Raw genomic sequence first — 18195 nt, 5'->3', positions numbered from 1 at the left:
CTCATCCTATTTAATTTGAGGCCCATTTTTAGTGCCGATAATCACTTTATCAGCACCACGCATCGCAAATAGGCCGTTGGTAACTACGCCAACAATTGAGTTAATTTGTGTTTCAAGTTGTTTGGCATTGGTAATTTTTAAGTTAAATACATCTAATATAACGTTACCATTATCGGTAACTACACCTTGACGGTAAACAGGGTCACCACCAAGTTTTAATAATTCTCGTGCAACGTAGCTGCGCGCCATTGGAATAACTTCTACCGGAAGCGGGAAGTCGCCCAATGTATCTACCAGCTTTGTGTCATCAACAATACACACAAACTGTTTTGCAACTGCTGCTACTATTTTTTCACGTGTTAGCGCAGCGCCGCCGCCTTTAATCATTTCGTTTTGAGCGTTTATTTCGTCAGCGCCGTCAACGTATACATCTAAAGCATCAACGTTATTAAGTTCAAACACTTCAATACCTAACGCTTCCAAACGTGCAGTTGACGCTTCTGAGCTTGATACAGCGCCTACAATAGTGTCCTTTACTGAGCCAAGGGCATCAATAAAGTGATTAACAGTAGAGCCTGTACCGACACCTACAATGGTGTTTTCTTTTACAAACTCGAGTGCTGCCCAGGCAGCTGCTTTTTTTAATTCGTCTTGTGTCATTGCTTTGTGCTCATGTATGTCAGAAATATGCGGCTAGTAACCAAAATTAAATGTTACCAACAGTATGTTTTATCTGGGGTGATAATGGTTTTAAGTGGTACGTCCCATGACTCGATTGGTAGAGCATCAACTTTTTGGCATTCATGTGCAAGGCCAATTAGTTGCGGTTTTTGCCAATTTTGTTCATGTAAACGCGCCAATGTCCGGTCGTAAAACCCACCTCCCATTCCTAGGCGATTACCTTGTTTATCAAATGCAACTAATGGCATAAGGAGGTAATCAAGCGCTGGTAATGGGCATATTTGAGAGCAGTTCAGCTTAGGCTCCAAGATACCATAGCGATTTGCCCTCATGGGTGAGTTTTTCTCATAGCGCTGAAATAGTAAATTAGCGCCATTGAATGGGTGTATTATAGGTAGATAAACAACGTGGTTTAAGTTCCATAATTCTTTAATTAACAATGAAGTGTCTAGTTCTCCGTCGTTACTTAAATAAATGGCAATATGCTTTGAATTCGTTGTGTTTTCGCTTTTCAAGTGTTGAATAAAATTCATATATAGCGATTGCGCCGCTAAATTTTGTTGATTTTTTGACAAGTTATTACGTATTTCACGGATAGATTTTCTTATCTGCGCACGGTTATTATTCATTTGATGATTTCACTATGCAATTATAAAGAAAATAAGCTAGGAAATGCCAAATATACAGCCAATATAATAAGTAACGTCACGGCTGTTGCTATTAAAGAATATAAAAGCACATTACTGCGTTTTTTAGGTGTGCTTACTAACTCTTCATCAAGCAATAAATCGTCGTCTTGCCAATCGTCATCCTCATCTATTTCAGGATTTTTTGATTGCTCTTCTGGTAAGCGTTGTTCAAGCTCTTCGAGTTTTTCTTCAAGGCGAATTAAGCTACTGGTGATGTAATCAAGGGCATCAAAAATACGCTCATCACGTTGACTGTTTTGAGGTTGCTCAGTTGGCGTATTAGCTGCATTTGAAACTGCCTGCAACTTACTTTTAATGCCCAAACTAGCCAATAGTTTGGCTTGTTTTAGTGCTTTGTCTTTATGGCTCGGTGCAAACAGTGGCTTTCCTTTAAAAAAAGAGCTACTTTTTCTTCTGAGGTTTTTAGTTTATCTGCAAGGTTGATAGATGCAGCGTTACTGTCTACTCCATCAGCAAGTCCAGCAAATATAACGCGAAAATTGTCGGCCATTTAAGTACCCCTAAAGCTTTTTAATAAAAAGAGTATAAACCGAACTCCTTTATAAAGGCATCCATATGTAAAATTAAATTATTTTAACTTATGAGCTACTTTCTGTGCGATCACAAAATAAAGTCTGTGGATTAGGGCTTGTTGGCCTTTCAGGATTGAAATTTGTTCAATCTAGGGGCTGTTTAATCGCGGCGTGAGGTTTGTAACCTAGTGGGCTCGGTAACGGCTCCTGCGCTGCGCTACTGGCTTACATCCATGTAAGAATAAGTAAAAACCGAGCAACAAAGAGTAAATTGCCTTAATATTTTTATTAATGTACCGTTATTTTAATTAAGTTTGAATTTATTCTGCTATTTATAATACATAAAAAAAGCGCCAATTGGCGCTTTTTTTGTATTTAGATAGTTACCTAACCAATTAAAGGCCAGCAGCTGCGCGAAGTGCTTCAGCTTTATCTGTACGTTCCCAAGGGAATTCGTCACGACCAAAGTGGCCGTAAGCCGCTGTAGGAAGGTAGATAGGGCGCTCTAAATCAAGCATTTGAATTAGACCATAAGGGCGCAGGTCAAAATGTTCACGAATAAGCTCGATTAAACGGCTTTCTTCTAGCTTGCTTGTACCAAACGTTTCAACGCTGATAGAAGTAGGCTCTGCAACACCAATTGCGTAAGAAACTTGTAGCTCACACTTGTCAGCAAGACCAGCAGCAACAATGTTTTTAGCAACGTAACGTGCAGCGTATGCTGCTGAACGGTCAACTTTTGATGGATCTTTACCAGAGAAAGCACCACCACCGTGACGAGCCATACCACCGTATGTATCTACAATAATTTTACGACCAGTTAAACCACAGTCACCCATTGGTCCGCCAATTACAAAGCGACCTGTTGGGTTAATGAAAAACTTAGTTGCACTTGTAATAAGTTCTGCAGGAAGTACCGGCTTGATGATTGTTTCCATCACAGCTTCTACTAAATCTTTTTGCGAAATGTCTTCGCTGTGCTGAGTAGAAAGTACAACAGCATCAATACCTACTGGCTTACCGTTTTCGTATGCAAAAGTCACTTGAGATTTTGCATCTGGACGTAACCAGTTAAGCTCGCCGCTTTTGCGTACTTGCGCTTGGCGCTGAACTAAACGGTGTGAGTAAGTAATTGGAGCAGGCATTAGTACTTCTGTTTCGTTACATGCGTAACCAAACATTAAGCCTTGGTCGCCAGCGCCTTGCTCTTCTGGGCTAGTACGGTCAACACCTTGGTTAATGTCTGGAGACTGTTTACCAATAGTGTTTAAAATTGCACATGAATCGGCATCAAAGCCCATGTCTGAATTTGTGTAGCCAATGTCACGAATTGTTTTACGTGTAATTTCTTCGATATCAACCCATGCGCTAGTCGTGATTTCACCACCAACCATAACCATACCGGTTTTCACGTACGTTTCACACGCTACGCGAGCATGAGAGTCTTGCTCTAGGATAGCATCAAGTACCGCATCAGAGATTTGATCGGCGATTTTATCCGGATGACCTTCAGAAACTGATTCAGAAGTAAATAAATGTTTTGCCATTGTATTTCTGCTCACAAATATTGCGCTTCACAAACGTCGGTATTAGCGCTAAAAAATTAAGGGGCGTATTTTATCGAAAACAAAACACCTTGCATAGTGTTTTTACGCCTAGACGTCTAAATAAAATTACGAATGTCGTTCTTGTCTTAAAAAATATTCATAATGCTCCCTTTTATGGGGTTTTTAATTGCACACCGCCCCCACAATAAGTAAGAATGGTCGGTATAACAGTATTCAATAAACTTGGATACATAAACGAATAATAAATACCCGTGCAAATACACATATAAAGGTAGGAGAATTCATGCCATCTCGCAAAGAACTTGCAAATGCTATTCGCGTCTTGTCAATGGACGCAGTACAAAAGGCCAAATCTGGTCACCCTGGAGCCCCTATGGGCATGGCTGATATCGCAGAAGTATTATGGCGCGATTATCTAAAACACAACCCAACAAATCCAGAGTGGGCTGACCGTGACAGATTTATTCTTTCAAATGGCCACGGTTCAATGCTTATCTATTCTCTATTGCACCTAAGTGGTTACGACTTACCACTGGACGAAATTAAAAACTTCCGTCAAATGCATTCTAAAACACCAGGTCACCCTGAATATGGCTATGCACCAGGAATCGAAACTACTACGGGCCCATTAGGTCAAGGGATCACAAATGCCGTAGGTATGGCAATTGCCGAAAAAGCGCTAGCTGCACAGTTTAACCGCGAAGGTCACGATATTGTTGATCACTTTACCTATGCATTTATGGGCGATGGCTGCCTTATGGAAGGTATTTCTCATGAAGCTGGTTCACTTGCAGGCACATTAGGCCTTGGTAAACTTGTTGCATTTTGGGATGACAACGGCATTTCAATCGATGGTGAAGTAGAAGGTTGGTTTACAGATGACACGCCAGCTCGCTTTAAAGCATACGGTTGGCATGTAATTAGTGGTGTTGATGGCCACGACAGCGATGCTATAAGTGCTGCAATTGCAGAAGCTAAAAGTGTTACCGATAAACCATCACTAATTTGTTGTAAAACAATTATTGGTTACGGCTCACCTAATAAATCTGGTAGCCACGATTGTCACGGTGCTCCACTAGGTGATGACGAAATTAAAGCGTCTCGCGAATTTTTAGGTTGGACTGGCGATGCATTCGAAATTCCAGCTGATATTTACGCACAGTGGGATGGCAAAGAAAAAGGCCAACAGCTTGAATCAAGCTGGGACGAAAAATTTGCAGCATACGCAAAAGCATACCCAGAGCTTGCAGCTGAATATAAGCGTCGTATTAATAACGAACTGCCTGGCGATTGGGCTGAAAAATCTCAAGCATACATTGAGCAGCTTCAAGCAAATCCTGCAAACCCAGCGTCTCGTAAAGCATCGCAAAATGCATTAAATGCATTTGGCCCGTTATTACCAGAATTTATGGGTGGCTCAGCCGATTTAGCTGGCTCAAACTTAACAATTTGGGATGGCTCTAAAGGTTTAACACGCGATGATGCAAGCGGTAACTACATTTATTACGGTGTGCGTGAGTTTGGTATGTCGGCAATTATGAATGGTATTGCCCTTCATAAAGGCTTTATTCCTTACGGTGCAACGTTCCTAATGTTTGTTGAATATGCAAAAAATGCCGTACGTATGGCTGCATTAATGAAGCAACCAAGCATTTTTGTATACACGCACGATTCAATTGGTTTAGGTGAAGATGGTCCAACTCACCAACCAGTAGAGCAAATTGCAAGCATGCGTTTAACGCCTAACTTATACAACTGGCGTCCATGTGACCAAGTTGAGTCGGCAATTGCATGGCAACAAGCTATTGAGCGTAAAGACGGTCCTACATCGTTAATCTTTACTCGCCAAGGTCTTGAGCAACAAGCGCGTGACGCACAGCAATTAGCAGATGTTAAAAAGGGTGGTTACATCCTTAGCTGTGACGGCAATCCAGAGATTATCTTTATTGCGACGGGCTCTGAAGTGCAACTAGCACAAGATTCAGCAACTGAGCTACGCAGCCAAGGTAAAAAGGTACGTGTTGTATCTATGCCATGTACTGATGCCTTTGAAGATCAAAGCGCAGCATACAAAGAAAGCGTATTACCGGCATCTGTTACACGCCGCGTAGCAGTAGAAGCGGGTATTGCTGACTACTGGTACAAGTACGTTGGTTTAAACGGCGCAGTAGTAGGTATGACTACCTTTGGTGAGTCAGCACCAGCTAATGAGTTGTTTGAGCACTTTGGCTTTACAGTGGCAAACATTGTAAGCAAAGCAAACGAGCTTTTTTAATAGTATTTGATTAAATAAAGTAAGTAATTGAAAAGCCCGCACTGTGAAAAAACAGCGCGGGCTTTTTTGTTTGTAGGTCGTGCTTTAGCGCGTTAAAGGTAAATCAAAAATATGACGCCATAAATGACGACCTACAATGGAGCCAAAAAGGTGCAATTCAACATTATAATACTGCGTTAAATTATTTTTGCTCTAAAAATTCGTTTACGGTATCATTTTAACCCAGACTCATTTACAAGGAAGAAATATGTCTTGGTCTAAACTCAATAAAACTATCAATGCTCATTCTGTAATCCCTCTTGACGCGCTTAGCTGTCGAGATTTTGGTGTTAAACTCCCTATTAACTTCCCATTTAGTAAAGCTAAATTTACTTGCCAAGCTCTCGCTATGCTATCGCAGCTCAATGACTATGATTTAAAAATGGTATGCGCCGATATTATTCAAATATGCGCGAACCCTAATGCTACAAACTCAATTAAGCACAGCCGTAACCCGCTGCGCCGTTTATGGCGAACAAAATATCCATTTCGTAATTATCATTTTTTAATTCAATATATGTTGACTGATGGAATGATAAATATCGATGATATTCTATTTGATTCACAGTTACATGGAGCTAAAAGTAACTTTTCTGCGGAGCGGACTATGTTATATGAGGTGAAAAGGCGCAGCAGTGATACATACGACAAAGCAATGAACGAAGAAGAAATAAAGAAAGTACAAGGTGCTTGGGAGCCAATTCCAACTCCAACCACACAAATAAAAACGCAGCATGCGGCGGTCAATGGTATGCAAAATGAGCTTACCAAAGCTACGTGGTTAATGGGTACACACCTTGATAGAGCTTATGAGGGAGACGGTATTAAAGCTTATACGTTATTTCATAACCCCACCGATTATACAAAGCTTGACTTAATTGAGTGCGCGTTTGATAAACTCTCAAGTACTAAATCCCATAATGCCCAACATTTAGCGGCTGTGCTGGCACAAAATAGCCAACAAGGTAAACAGGTAAAATGGCTGGCGCACAGCCAAGGCGCGATAATTTTTTGCGCGGCTCTGGAGCACTATCGTATTTATTATGGTAAGCCTCTTACAGGCCAACAACTTGCTGTGCATGGCTCAGGCTCAAATGTCGAGCGTTTAAAACGCATTGCCCACAGCATGGGTGTAAAAGTAATCGCAGTGCGTAACAACCCTTATGATTTTGTACCTAACTTAGCTGACCGCAGTAAAATATCACCCAGTAGTTTAGTGCGTTCGATGAAATTTAAAGGTCTTGTTACAGGTGGCTCTGTTGGCGAAAGCCCACACACTTTACCGTTTTTAGGCTTAGTCACCTATGCAGCTCAGCTAGAAATGCTAGGAAATAATGAAAAAGCCGATATTGTAAAAAGCTTTATTAAAACCCTACCACCTACGGATAAGCGATTATGATCAAATTAGCCAAGGCTTTTTACCGTGGCTTTGTAGGTGGGCCCCGTTTTGAAAATTGCATCCACTATCGCCTTATTTTAGAAAACAAACTGTTAACCCTTGACATGCCTAGCAGTAATGTTACTGCTGTACCTTCTACGATTGATGTCTCATTTCCTTTTAATTCAACTACTTGGTTTAATCAGTATAAGCAAGATTATTTACAGCACGTATATGTACATATGCTCACTAAAAACTGGATGTACTTGCCACCAATAAGTTATTTGCCAAGTGGTGAGTATGGCATGCTCAGTTGCCAATTGAGAATTAAGCAAGTTTTAGAAATAAATGTACTGGATATCGCACAATTAAAACATTTTGTTATTGAATCATATGATAAATTTCATTGGCGTACAGATGGGAAAAATACAGAAATAACTGAAAAAATCAAATTACAAAAGAGTAAAAGTTCAGTGGCGTGGACTGAAGCTGAAATAGAGGAAGAAATTGAGGAATACATCAAACTACATGGTCAACCGCCCTTACCAGCGGCTAAAGAGATAATTATTAATAATCGCCTGTGGGTGTTTTACAAAGAGTGCAGAGATAATGTCCTTTCTCGCCAAGATTTTTATTGTTTACCATTAAGTGAACATGCATTTTTAGAGGTTGAATTTAATCATCGAGTTGATCGCTCTGATAAGCATAAAAAATGGGCTAAGCATGCGCTTGAATCACAACAGCGAATTATGGAATCAATAAAGCTCAGTGATTTACCTCCTGATCACGATAATTTAATTGCTGATAATTCTAAAAGTGTTTAATTTAGCCAAGGCTTTTTACCGTGGTTTTATTGGCGGGCCTAATTTTGAAAATGGTGTTCATCACCGGCTCATTTTAGAAGATAAGTTACTTACTCTTGATATACCGGATAGCAATGTCGCAGCTGTACCATCTACCATTGATGTGTCGTTTCCCTATAATTCGAAAACTTGGTTTAACCAACATAAAAAAAACTATTTACACCATGAATACGTACATATGCTTACAGAAAACTGGATGTATTTACCACCGATTAACACCTTCCTTAGCAGAGAGTTTGGTATGTTTAGTTGCCAACTAAGGATTAAACAAACCAATGAAGTCAATGTGCTTGATATCAACCAATTAAAACATTTTGTGATTGAATCATATGACAACTTTCATTGGGGACCTGATGGCAGAAATACCGAAGTTAAAAATGATACCACATTAGAATCCAGTAAAAGAGCAAACCCTTGGCAGGGCGAAGCACTAAAAAAGGAGATTTTAGAGCGTGTAGAAATTTATGGTTATCCACCATTGCCCGCTGCTCAAGAGACAATTATTAATAATCGTCAATGGGTATTTTATCAAATTAAAAAATCAAATCGACGCTCTCGCTATGATTTTTATTGCCTCCCTTTAAGTGATCATGCTTTTTTAGAAGTGAAATTTAACCATCATGTTGAGCTACCATATAAGCATAAAAAATGGGCTAAGCATGCGCTTGAATCACAACAGCGAATTATGGAATCAATAAAGCTCAGTGATTTACCTCCAGATCACGATAATTTAATTGCTGATAATTCTAAAAGTGTTTAATTTAGCTAAGGCTTTTTACCGTGGTTTTATTGGCGGGCCCAATTTTGAAAATTGCATCTACTATCGCTTTATTTTAGAAGGTAAGCTATTAACCCTTGATATGCCTAGTAGTAATGTTGCTGCTGTACCTTCTACAATTGATGTCTCATTTCCCTATAATTCAACAAGTTGGTTTAATCAGCACAAGGAAGATTATTTCCACCACGTATATGTACATATGCTTACTAAAAACTGGATGTACTTGCCACCAGTAAGCTATTTACCAAGTAGTGAGTATGGCATGCTTAGTTGCCAACTAAGGATTAAACAAACTAATGAAATCAATGTACTGGATACCGTGCAATTAAAGCGTTTTGTGATTGAATCATACGATAACTTCCATTGGGGACCTGATGGCAGAAATACCGAAGTTAAAAATGATACCACATTAGAATCTAGTAAAATGGCCGTCCCCTTTGAGCCTGATGAGTTAGAAGAAGAAATTTTAGGTCGTATTGAATCTTATGGAAAGCCGCCATTGCCTGCCGCTAAAGAGGCTGTGATTAATAACTGCCAATGGGTGTTTTATCAAGTAAAAAGAAATAATAGCCTCTCTCGTCAAGATTTTTATTGTTTGCCATTAAGTGAACATGCTTTTTTAGAGGTTGAATTTAATCATCGTATTGATCGCTCTGATAAGCATAAAAAATGGGCTAAGCATGCACTTGAATCACAACAGCGGATTATGGAATCAATAAAGCTTACTGAGTTACCCCCGACCACGATAATTTAATTACTGATAACTCGCAGGGCGTTTAACTTTGTCAGAGCCTTATCTCTTTTTTTGAAAGCGCAGTGTCTCTTATTCCTCCTTGTAATAAATTATAAGTTCTGTTGCGCGATCTCGCTGGTTTAAAATTTTGTAAAAGAGTTACTTTTAAAACAAGAAAAGCTAGCTTTACAAAAAGTTGCACCAAAAGTTAAGGAGCGTTATTTGTAGACGTAGAGCTTGCTCACGTGAGAAGCGTAGCTTCTAATTATTTAACGTATCCTCTAAAGCTAATATTCAATAAAAATAAGTTGTTGTTTGCCGTTATGATATTTTGACTTAATGTTTTTCGCTCCACTTCCTTGCAAGCTCATTATGTATCAGGCAATGTGACCGCAATTAAATATAAAAATTAGCAGGAGCTAAAAATGCCAAAGTTCGATAACGTAAGTGTAGTAAAAAAAGCCAATGTATATTTTGACGGAAAAGTGTCAAGTCGTACCGTTATTTTAGGTGATGGCGAAGCGAAAACTTTAGGCTTTATGCAACCTGGTGAGTTTGTTTTTGATACAAACCAAAAAGAATGCATGGAGCTTTTAGCTGGCCAATGGGATATTTTATTACCAGGTGCAAGTGAGTGGAAAACATTTAACGCGGGTGAGTCGTTTAATGTTGATGCAAATGTAAGCTTTAAAGTAAAAGTATCTGATTTTGCTGACTACTGTTGTTCGTACACAGATTAACCAATCTTAGTTTAAGTTAAGTAGACGTCTGAAAGCCCATGTACAATGGGCTTTGCATAAACTTTGCACAACGCATGATTTAAATCACCAAAAGCCGCAAATAAACCTCAAATATCTCTCTTTTTTCCTTGTGTTAATCTAAATAGCCCCCAATACTATTTATGAGGTAACAAATAAAAGGATACCCTATGAAAATTAATCTTTCTGGTCACCATGTTGAAGTTACTGACTCTATTAGAGAGCACATCAACGAAAAATTTTCTAAAATCGAGAGCCACTTTCCATCGCTTATTGCACTCGATATTATTTTGTCTAAAGAGCATCATAAAATCCAAGCTGAAATTAGCACTAATTACGAAGGCACGCGCATATCGGTAAAAGGGGAAAACGAAGTTATGTACCCTGCCATTGCAAGTGCAGCTAAAAAACTCGATGCGGCACTAAAACATCGAAAAGGGCAGATAAAAGCAAACCTACACGAAAAGCCTGTTAGCACGACACCTGAAATCGCACACGAGATCATCCAAGAGATGGATCTTAAATAAAATTTAGTTCCAAAGTATTATAAAAAAGAGCCGTATGGCTCTTTTTTATTGCCTGTAATTTAGGTAAGTTATGCGTTCTTGCAGTTTATTAATCAAAAGAATTAATAAAAGCAGCGTACAACACACATATTTTGAGAAATTAATGCACACAACAAAAGCAGTATGGAAGTCTCGACTAGGTGCGCTTGGACCTGGAATACTCATGGCAACAGCCGCTATTGGCGGTTCTCACTTAGTTGCCTCTACACAAGCTGGGGCAATATTTGGCTGGCAATTATTTTGGCTTATCCTCGTTGTGAATGTTTTAAAGTACCCGTTTTTTCGCTTTGGGATGGAATACACACTCGCTACTAAAAATAGCCTAGTGGAGGGCTATAAAAGCAAAGGCCCGTTTTACTTTTATAGCTTTATCGGTTTAAACATTGTAGCTGCTGTAGTTAATACAGCCGGTGTATTGCTGCTTACAGCAAGTTTGCTACATTACGCTCTACCTGTGGTTATTGAAGTAACCTTGCTTTGTTGGATGCTGCTAGGCGTATGTTTAGTTATATTGCTACTTGGGCACTTTAAAGCGCTAGATAACGTTGCCAAAGGCATTATGGGGCTGCTGACGCTCGCTACTTTGATTGCCCTTGCCATTGCATTTAGTAACGGCCCAATGGCACCTGCTGATTACATAGGGCCTTCACCGTATGAACTTGCCATGCTTAGCTTTATGGTGGCTTTAATGGGCTGGATGCCAGCCCCTATCGAAATATCTGCATTAAGTTCTTTATGGCTAAAAGAAAAACAAGCGCAGCAAACAGTTTCTAAAAGCCAAGGCTTATTCGATTTTAACGTAGGTTACTGGCTTACAGCTGGCTTAGCCTTGGTATTTTTTAGCTTAGGTGTATTAGTGCAGTACGGGCAAACCAGTAGTATAGAACTCGGCGGTGTCGCGTTTGCCAAGCAGCTTATTGATATGTACGCATTAACAATAGGCGAGTGGGCAAGGCCGCTTGTATCAGCAATCGCCTTTTTATGTATGTTTGGCACTACACTCACCGTGCTAGATGGCTACGCCCGTACGCTTAACGAATCTCATAAACTACTTGGCTTTGGGCAATCAAAACACAGTCTAAATATTTGGTTAATACTACAAGCATTTGCCGGTATGGCCGTTATTTTATTTTTTAAATCAGCCCTTGGCCCCATGCTTACGTTTGCCATGACGCTTTCGTTTGTTACAACGCCTGTATTTGCATGGCTTAACTTTAGCCTTGTGCGCTCAGAGCCTGCTATAAAGCACAGCGTGCTATTACGTAGTTTAACGTGGTTAGGTTTAGTGTATTTAGTAGGCTTTGCTGTTGCGTTTGTAGTATGGAAACTAGCAGCCTAAATAGAGCCACTTACTTTAGGGTTTTCATTAAAGCCCTAAAGCATTAAATTCTAGGATTAAACGAGGTATAAATGGATATTAGAATAGGTGGGCTATCAAACCCACACGTTATAAAGTTACTACAAGCGCATCATAACGATATGTTAAAACACTCGCCCGTTGAGAGCGTACATGCACTTGATGTGAGTAAACTCACTCAGCCCGATATAACTTTTTATAGCTTATGGATTTATAATAATTTAGCGGGTGTTGGCGCTTTAAAAGCACTAAATACAACACATGGCGAAATTAAATCAATGCGCACATCAAGCAACTATTTACGCCAAGGCATCGCTGCTAAATTGCTCACGCATATTATTGAGCAAGCAACTTTGCGAGGTTACAAAAAGTTAAGCTTAGAGACCGGCACGGCAAAGGCATTTTTGCCCGCACAAAAGCTTTACACTCAATTTGGTTTTAAAGAATGCGAACCATTTGGTGATTATGAGTTAGATCCGTACAGCTTGTTTATGAGTAAAGGGCTTCAAAAGTGAGTAGGAGATGTTATGGAATATAAGGTTGAATATTCAGCTCCAGCACTGGATGAATTTACTAATTTACGCGCACAAGCAAAGTGGCAAAACCCTGACGATAAAACATTAAAAGCAAGCATCGAAAATTCATTGTTTTGGGTTGCCGTGTACCACATCGATAAGTTGATAGGTACTGGTAGAATAATCGGTGATGGCGCAATGTATTTTTATATTCAAGATGTAATTGTTGCGCCAAGCTATCAAAAACAAGGCATAGGTCATTTAGTTATGACCCACATTGAAGACTACCTAAGCAACACCTGCTCTAATGGCGCTACAATAGCTTTATTAAGTGCTCACGGTAAAGAAAGTTTTTATACACAATATGGTTATGTCAAGCGTGATGGAGATGTTTTAGGATTAGGAATGTGTAAGTTTATTAAGTAAATAAAATTCTACAGAAAAAATAAAATGTCTTTAATATAATAATTTAACTGGATCAGAATAATATGGAAGTTAATAAGTTTGGTTTGAGTAGAGTAATTCCAGCAGAAATAAAGCGAGAGATTCGTCAGCAATGTGGGTTCGGGTGTGTTATTTGTGGATTAGGAATAATTCAATATGAACATGTAGATCCTGAGTTTAAAGATGCAAAAAAACATGACCCGGCTAATATGACCCTCCTATGTCCACAATGCCATTCAAAGGTAACTACAAAAATGTGGTCAAAGTCACGTGTAAAATTAGCAATGCGGATGCCAAAGTGTTTACAACAAGGTTACTCTAATGAGTTTTTTGATTTCCCAGAGCGTAATCCTTCTTTAATTTTTGGTGGTGTAAAGTTAAGCAACTGTAAAATCCCTATTCAAGTTGCAAATTACCCATTATTTCAATTAAAAAAACCAGAGTACTTAGGTCAACCATTTTTGCTATCTGGTCTATTTACAGACTCTAATGGAGAAGTCTCACTAGAAATTAAAGATAATGAGTGGAAAGCTAATTCTTCTCTCTGGGATGTAGAAGTTAAAGGCCCTTGTATAACTATTAGAGAAAGGCATCGAAAAATACATCTTGTACTAACTATCACTGAGCAGTGTGATATTTTGGTTTCGCGTCTGGATATGGTTTTTGCAGGCTTCTATTTTGAAGCTAATGGTGATTATTTAAAAGTAACTTTTCCTGATGGAGGTTCTTCAGAGTTATCTGGATGTGTTGCAGATAATTGTAATGTTGGTATTTCTTTTTGATGTAAATAACTAAAGCTACTATTACTTTTTAAATTGATGATTCAAACTACTCTAATACAAATATAGCTGAGTCAAACTTTAACTCAGCCCTTTTATCGCTCTACTTATCCTATCCAAGCTCAGCGCATACATGCGATTGTTCATTAGCTTTTTTATAAAGCCAATTGATTGATAGTGCAGCCAATGCTCGACGAGTTGTGAGTTCAGCCAATCTAGCCTAATTGTTACTCATTTGAGTAAACAATAATTTCATCAGAATTTGGTAATTTATAAAATCCAACATTTTTTGATTGCTTACCCATGAAATCAATAGCATATTTCATCTCTGCAATTGTTCTTACTGTAGAAAATTTATCTTTAAAACATGCTGAGAATTCGTATGTGAAAGATGTTGACTGATCATAACCTCCCAGCTCTAAAAGGTTATACTCAGTAAAAGGATCTGGTCCTAAAACTTGATGAGAGGTAATAAAAGGCACCCTAGAGTCTTGTGATTTCCAATCATTCAAGCATTTAGCTTCAACATTGCTTGCTAATAAATAAATGCTTTTATCCTTTTTAGAATCACTTATAAAGATAGTTATAAAAACCAAATTTATAATAAGTGATGCAAACAAAATTAATTTTAATATATTTCTATTATTCACTTTAACTCAGCTCTTTTATCGCTCTACTTATTCCATCTAAGCTCAGCGCATACATGCGGTTGTTCATTAACTCTTTTATAAAGCCAATTGATTGATAGTACGGCCAGTGTTCAACGGGTTGTGGGTTGAGCCAGGCGACTTTATCAAAGTGGTTTGTTATACGTTGCAACCATGCACTGCCGGGCTCTTCATTGTAGTGTTCTACCGAGCCGCCCGCATAAGCTATTTCGTAAGGGCCCATAGTGGCATCGCCAACAAATATGACTTTATAGTCGCTGGTAAATTTATTAATCAGCGTCATGGTGTCTATTACGTTTGAATGGCGGCGTGCGTTGTCTTGCCAAACGTGCTCGTATAAACAGTTATGAAAGTAGTAAAACTCTAGGTGTTTAAATTCGCTGTGAGCGGCGCTAAATAATTCTTCGCAGGTGTGGATATAGTCATCCATTGAGCCGCCAATATCAAACAGCATCAATACTTTTACTGCATTGTGGCGTTCGGGTGCCATTTTTACATCAAGCATGCCGCCTTGCTTTGCAGTAGCGCGAATAGTCTCGTTTAAATCAAGCGTGTCGCTTGCGCCAGTGCGGGCAAACTTTCGTAACTTTTTAAGGGCGAGTTTAACTGTGCGCGAACTAATTTCTCTGTCGGTGTCGAGGTTTTTGTATTCTCGTTTATCCCACACTTTTACCGCTTGGCGGTTACGGTTGCCGTCTTGCCCTATACGCACGCCTTCGGGGTTATAGCCGTATGCACCAAAAGGTGATGTGCCGCCAGTGCCCACCCATTTATTGCCGCCTGCGTGGCGTTTTTGTTGCTCTTGTAAACGCTCTTTTAGGGTTTTCATAAGCTCGTCGAGCCCGCCCATGGCTTTTAGTTGGGCTTTTTCTTCATCGCTTAGGTTTTTTTCAAACTCTTTGCGTAGCCAGTCTTCAGGTAAGTTGTGCTGTTGCTTTAAGCTCTCGAGCAAATCAAGGTCGGCAATACCACTAAAGTAGTCGCTAAAGGCTTTGTCGAATCGATCAAAATGCGTTTCATCTTTTACCATTATGGTGCGTGCTAAATGGTAAAAGGCGTCTACGTCGGCAAATATAACGCCTTTTTTTAAGGCGTTAATTAAATCGAGCAGTTCGCGCAGGCTTACAGGTAGGCGGTATTCACGCAGTTTGAAGAAAAACGCAATCAACATCTTAACGGCGGCTCATAAAGGCTAATTTTTCGATTAGGCTTATGTCTTGCTCATTTTTAAGTAATGCGCCAAACATGGGCATTAAACCGCCTTTTTGTGCTTTGTCGTGCAGTGTTTTAGCGTCTATGTCTTCTGCCATAAGTAGTTTAAGCCAGTCGAGTAATTCGCTGGTGGAAGGCTTCTTTTAAGGCCGTTAGCTTCGCGCAGATTAAAAAACACTTCAAGTGCTTGGCGTACTAAATCCTGTTTAACGTTAGGGTAGTGCACGTCAATAATCTGCTGCATTTCGTCACTGCTTGGAAAATCAATGTAATGAAAAAAGCAGCGGCGTAAAAATGCGTCTGGTAATTCTTTTTCGTTATTTGATGTGATGATCACAATAGGGCGCTCTTTTGCGACAATGCGCTCGTTAGTTTCGTAAACATGAAACTCCATTTTATCAAGCTCAAGTAGTAAGTCGTTTGGGAACTCTATGTCGGCTTTGTCTATTTCATCAATCAAAAGCACTGGGCGTTTACCGTTGAGCTCTGCATATGTAAATGCCTGCCAAAGCTTACCTTTAACGATGTAGTTACTAATGTTGTGTACGCGCTCGTCACCTAATTGGCTGTCGCGCAGGCGCGAAACTGCGTCGTACTCGTATAAACCTTGCTGCGCTTTAGTGGTCGATTTTATATGCCACTGAATAAGCGTAGTATCTAAGCTTTTAGCCAACTCCTCAGCCAGCATGGTTTTACCTGTGCCAGGTTCGCCTTTAATCAAAAGTGGTTTTTCGAGCATAATGGCAGCATTTACAGCTTGTTTAAGCGCGCTACTCGCTATGTAATTGTCAGTTGAATTAAATTGCACGGTGTACCCTTGTCTGGTCTGAGCAGTAAGTTATTTTGTTATAATGCCATAGTTAAGCAGCAGGTCCAATATAAGCAAAACGCGGTATAGTTTTACTGTCTTTTTCAACAGTTTCTAAAAACATGCTTAATGGGCGCGCCCATATACCAAATTCACCATAAAGTGCTTGGTAAATCACAAGTTGTTCCTCGGTTTCGCTATGGGTGGCAACATGAATAACTTTATATTGCGGGCCTTTGTAGTGTTGGTAGATGCCTGGTTTTAGGGAAAGTGGTTTTATTGCTGTAGTCATGTTTTGATCTCTTGTATAATTTGGCTTTGCACTTTTAATGTTAACTAATTTGCCAATACTATGAACTATATTTCTTTAGATGATTACAAAAAGGCGTGGGTTTTTCGCCACAAAGATTTACCTGTATCTGATGAAGACGCAGCAAAAATAAAGCCTATGAGCGACGAGCGCGCAGCCGTACTTTGGACAACCATGGTGAGCCGTGAGTTTGATCACCCTGATTTTTTTGAAGACACCGATTGGTGTGGTCAAGAAAAAGCTTTAGCCAAGAAGTAGATTGGCAAGATGCGTGGGAAAATGGTGATGCGCTACCACCAGAAGCAATCTTAACGTTTTTAGATTGGGAAGCTAACACCACGGTTTATTTTTGTATGGCACGCGATAATATTATCGAAACGACGTTTGATGTATTTAAACGCAATTGGCAAAACTTTATGTTTTTAGCTGATGGCAGTTTATTAATTGGTAAAAAGCGTAATACGGTTGTGCAATTTTTAGAATCAGGTAAAGCTAAATTAGGTGAAAAGCCAAGCGCTTAAATTAGTATGTAATGCTTAAAAAGCATTCAGTACTGTGTTATAAAACATTTACCTGGATATTTTTGAGTACAGCTTTTGGTCGCTAAAAATCAGTCACTTGGTGCTCTGCAACAAGTTGAAATTTGGCAAACTGATGCGCAAAAAGTGTTATATGCACAATTGTGCAATGCATTTTATCAGCGTGAGGTTTTGCGTTTAGTCGCAGAGCCTAATGCTGATAAGTTACGTCGGCAGTTAAAAAGCCTACCCTATTATATTGAGCGAGCGGCAACGTTAGTTGCCAATGGTGACACACCTTTTACGTTGGACTCGCAAAATGGGTCTTGGCTTGAAAAACAAAAACCGACACCACCCGATGTGAATGTTCAAGCTAATGAACTTTTTTATCAAACACATGCCAAAGTGGGGTTAATAGTGCCTGTTATATTGCATGGCTACGATCAGGTGCGCCTGAGAATAGACAGTATCGATCAGTTAGATGAAAATAAGCTGCATTGTAACGAGCTAGGTTGGTTTGATTTTTTAGGAAATGGGCTTGAGCAGCAAAACGCTCAGTTAATAAAGCCAAGTAAGGTAAGTTTTACCGCAGCTTGTTGTGGGCATCAATGGCAGTTTTCAAAGCGCTGCTCACCACGGCTCTTATCACTACGCGAAATGCTTTTAGCGGGTAGTATTAATTGGCGCAATTTAAAGCGCCCTTTAGCTTAATAAAGTTAAGGT

At 39.5% G+C, this 18195-nt stretch carries 18 protein-coding genes and 3 pseudogenes; 13 read left to right on the top strand and 8 right to left on the bottom strand.

Annotated features, from left to right (window positions below; genetic code table 11):
* Positions 1 to 6: 6 nt before the first annotated feature.
* From rpiA to metK, 4 genes and pseudogenes are all read right to left on the bottom strand, one after another.
* Positions 7 to 660: a ribose-5-phosphate isomerase RpiA gene (gene rpiA / locus P4S65_RS17775; protein WP_002958979.1), complete on the bottom strand. Its 654-nt coding sequence runs from the start codon at positions 658 to 660 to the stop codon at positions 7 to 9.
* Positions 661 to 713: 53 nt separating this feature from the next.
* Positions 714 to 1310, bottom strand: a complete 597-nt coding sequence (locus P4S65_RS17770; RefSeq protein WP_337120697.1) for a 5-formyltetrahydrofolate cyclo-ligase — start codon at positions 1308 to 1310, stop codon at positions 714 to 716.
* 20 nt (positions 1311 to 1330) lie between these two features.
* A pseudogene (locus P4S65_RS17765) lies at positions 1331 to 1881 on the bottom strand (hypothetical protein).
* Between the two features lie 417 nt (positions 1882 to 2298).
* Entirely contained in the window at positions 2299 to 3450 is a 1152-nt protein-coding gene (gene metK / locus P4S65_RS17760) for a methionine adenosyltransferase (RefSeq protein WP_007377800.1), read from the bottom strand.
* Between the two features lie 304 nt (positions 3451 to 3754).
* Here metK and tkt point away from each other — a divergent pair, with 304 nt between their 5' ends.
* The 11 genes from tkt (at position 3755) to P4S65_RS17705 (ending at position 13959) form a co-directional block, all read left to right on the top strand.
* Entirely contained in the window at positions 3755 to 5746 is a 1992-nt protein-coding gene (gene tkt, locus P4S65_RS17755) for a transketolase (protein ID WP_337120696.1), read from the top strand.
* A gap of 247 nt (positions 5747 to 5993) precedes the next feature.
* A complete protein-coding gene (locus tag P4S65_RS17750; RefSeq protein ID WP_337120695.1) occupies positions 5994 to 7184 on the top strand; it encodes a hypothetical protein in 1191 nt (396 codons plus the stop codon).
* Positions 7181 to 7987 (top strand): hypothetical protein, encoded by an 807-nt coding sequence (locus tag P4S65_RS17745; protein WP_337120694.1) that lies wholly within the window; start codon positions 7181 to 7183, stop codon positions 7985 to 7987. The genes P4S65_RS17750 and P4S65_RS17745 overlap by 4 nt, the downstream gene beginning before the upstream one ends.
* A complete protein-coding gene (locus P4S65_RS17740) occupies positions 7962 to 8786 on the top strand; it encodes a hypothetical protein (RefSeq protein WP_337120693.1) in 825 nt (274 codons plus the stop codon). Before P4S65_RS17745 ends, P4S65_RS17740 begins: the two co-directional genes overlap by 26 nt.
* A complete protein-coding gene (locus tag P4S65_RS17735; RefSeq protein WP_337120692.1) occupies positions 8761 to 9558 on the top strand; it encodes a hypothetical protein in 798 nt (265 codons plus the stop codon). The genes P4S65_RS17740 and P4S65_RS17735 overlap by 26 nt, the downstream gene beginning before the upstream one ends.
* Positions 9559 to 9962: 404 nt before the next feature.
* Positions 9963 to 10277 (top strand): pyrimidine/purine nucleoside phosphorylase, encoded by a 315-nt coding sequence (gene ppnP, locus P4S65_RS17730; RefSeq protein WP_002958974.1) that lies wholly within the window; start codon positions 9963 to 9965, stop codon positions 10275 to 10277.
* A gap of 188 nt (positions 10278 to 10465) precedes the next feature.
* On the top strand, positions 10466 to 10822 hold the full coding sequence (hpf, locus tag P4S65_RS17725; protein ID WP_007376058.1) for a ribosome hibernation-promoting factor, HPF/YfiA family: 357 nt from the start codon (positions 10466 to 10468) through the stop codon (positions 10820 to 10822).
* 202 nt (positions 10823 to 11024) lie between these two features.
* Positions 11025 to 12200: an NRAMP family divalent metal transporter gene (locus P4S65_RS17720; RefSeq protein ID WP_337120781.1), complete on the top strand. Its 1176-nt coding sequence runs from the start codon at positions 11025 to 11027 to the stop codon at positions 12198 to 12200.
* Positions 12201 to 12271: 71 nt separating this feature from the next.
* Entirely contained in the window at positions 12272 to 12733 is a 462-nt protein-coding gene (locus P4S65_RS17715) for a GNAT family N-acetyltransferase (RefSeq protein WP_337120691.1), read from the top strand.
* Between the two features lie 12 nt (positions 12734 to 12745).
* Complete coding sequence (locus tag P4S65_RS17710) at positions 12746 to 13159, top strand: GNAT family N-acetyltransferase (protein ID WP_182712272.1); 414 nt, start codon at positions 12746 to 12748, stop codon at positions 13157 to 13159.
* A 62-nt stretch (positions 13160 to 13221) separates the two neighbouring features.
* Entirely contained in the window at positions 13222 to 13959 is a 738-nt protein-coding gene (locus tag P4S65_RS17705) for an HNH endonuclease signature motif containing protein (RefSeq protein ID WP_182196698.1), read from the top strand.
* 224 nt (positions 13960 to 14183) lie between these two features.
* Here the strand turns inward: P4S65_RS17705 and P4S65_RS17700 are convergent, their stop codons facing one another.
* From P4S65_RS17700 to P4S65_RS17685, 4 genes and pseudogenes are all read right to left on the bottom strand, one after another.
* A complete protein-coding gene (locus P4S65_RS17700; protein ID WP_337120690.1) occupies positions 14184 to 14606 on the bottom strand; it encodes a hypothetical protein in 423 nt (140 codons plus the stop codon).
* Between the two features lies 1 nt (position 14607).
* Complete coding sequence (locus tag P4S65_RS17695; protein ID WP_337120689.1) at positions 14608 to 15795, bottom strand: vWA domain-containing protein; 1188 nt, start codon at positions 15793 to 15795, stop codon at positions 14608 to 14610.
* Between the two features lies 1 nt (position 15796).
* A pseudogene (locus P4S65_RS17690) lies at positions 15797 to 16644 on the bottom strand (AAA family ATPase).
* Positions 16645 to 16696: 52 nt separating this feature from the next.
* Positions 16697 to 16936, bottom strand: coding sequence for a DUF1653 domain-containing protein (locus P4S65_RS17685; RefSeq protein ID WP_008135296.1), 240 nt, complete (start codon positions 16934 to 16936; stop codon positions 16697 to 16699).
* 60 nt (positions 16937 to 16996) lie between these two features.
* On the opposite strand from P4S65_RS17685, the pseudogene P4S65_RS17680 reads away from it, so the two are divergent.
* Together P4S65_RS17680 and P4S65_RS17675 are read left to right on the top strand one after the other, a co-directional pair.
* Positions 16997 to 17475, top strand: a pseudogene (locus tag P4S65_RS17680) (DUF2947 domain-containing protein).
* Between the two features lie 75 nt (positions 17476 to 17550).
* Positions 17551 to 18183, top strand: a complete 633-nt coding sequence (locus tag P4S65_RS17675) for a hypothetical protein (RefSeq protein WP_008135292.1) — start codon at positions 17551 to 17553, stop codon at positions 18181 to 18183.
* Positions 18184 to 18195: the final 12 nt, after the last annotated feature.

The sequence above is a fragment of the Pseudoalteromonas sp. B131b genome (assembly GCF_037162545.1).
Taxonomy (GTDB): domain Bacteria; phylum Pseudomonadota; class Gammaproteobacteria; order Enterobacterales; family Alteromonadaceae; genus Pseudoalteromonas; species Pseudoalteromonas fuliginea.
This window is presented reverse-complemented; position numbering and strand designations above follow the sequence as displayed.

Coding starts and splice junctions, on each gene's coding strand:
- rpiA (WP_002958979.1), bottom strand. CDS start 660: ATGACACAAGACGAATTAAAAAAAGCAGCTGCCTGGGCAGCACTCGAG.
- P4S65_RS17770 (WP_337120697.1), bottom strand. CDS start 1,310: ATGAATAATAACCGTGCGCAGATAAGAAAATCTATCCGTGAAATACGT.
- metK (WP_007377800.1), bottom strand. CDS start 3,450: ATGGCAAAACATTTATTTACTTCTGAATCAGTTTCTGAAGGTCATCCG.
- tkt (WP_337120696.1), top strand. CDS start 3,755: ATGCCATCTCGCAAAGAACTTGCAAATGCTATTCGCGTCTTGTCAATG.
- P4S65_RS17750 (WP_337120695.1), top strand. CDS start 5,994: ATGTCTTGGTCTAAACTCAATAAAACTATCAATGCTCATTCTGTAATC.
- P4S65_RS17745 (WP_337120694.1), top strand. CDS start 7,181: ATGATCAAATTAGCCAAGGCTTTTTACCGTGGCTTTGTAGGTGGGCCC.
- ppnP (WP_002958974.1), top strand. CDS start 9,963: ATGCCAAAGTTCGATAACGTAAGTGTAGTAAAAAAAGCCAATGTATAT.
- hpf (WP_007376058.1), top strand. CDS start 10,466: ATGAAAATTAATCTTTCTGGTCACCATGTTGAAGTTACTGACTCTATT.
- P4S65_RS17720 (WP_337120781.1), top strand. CDS start 11,025: ATGGCAACAGCCGCTATTGGCGGTTCTCACTTAGTTGCCTCTACACAA.
- P4S65_RS17715 (WP_337120691.1), top strand. CDS start 12,272: ATGGATATTAGAATAGGTGGGCTATCAAACCCACACGTTATAAAGTTA.
- P4S65_RS17710 (WP_182712272.1), top strand. CDS start 12,746: ATGGAATATAAGGTTGAATATTCAGCTCCAGCACTGGATGAATTTACT.
- P4S65_RS17705 (WP_182196698.1), top strand. CDS start 13,222: ATGGAAGTTAATAAGTTTGGTTTGAGTAGAGTAATTCCAGCAGAAATA.
- P4S65_RS17695 (WP_337120689.1), bottom strand. CDS start 15,795: ATGTTGATTGCGTTTTTCTTCAAACTGCGTGAATACCGCCTACCTGTA.
- P4S65_RS17685 (WP_008135296.1), bottom strand. CDS start 16,936: ATGACTACAGCAATAAAACCACTTTCCCTAAAACCAGGCATCTACCAA.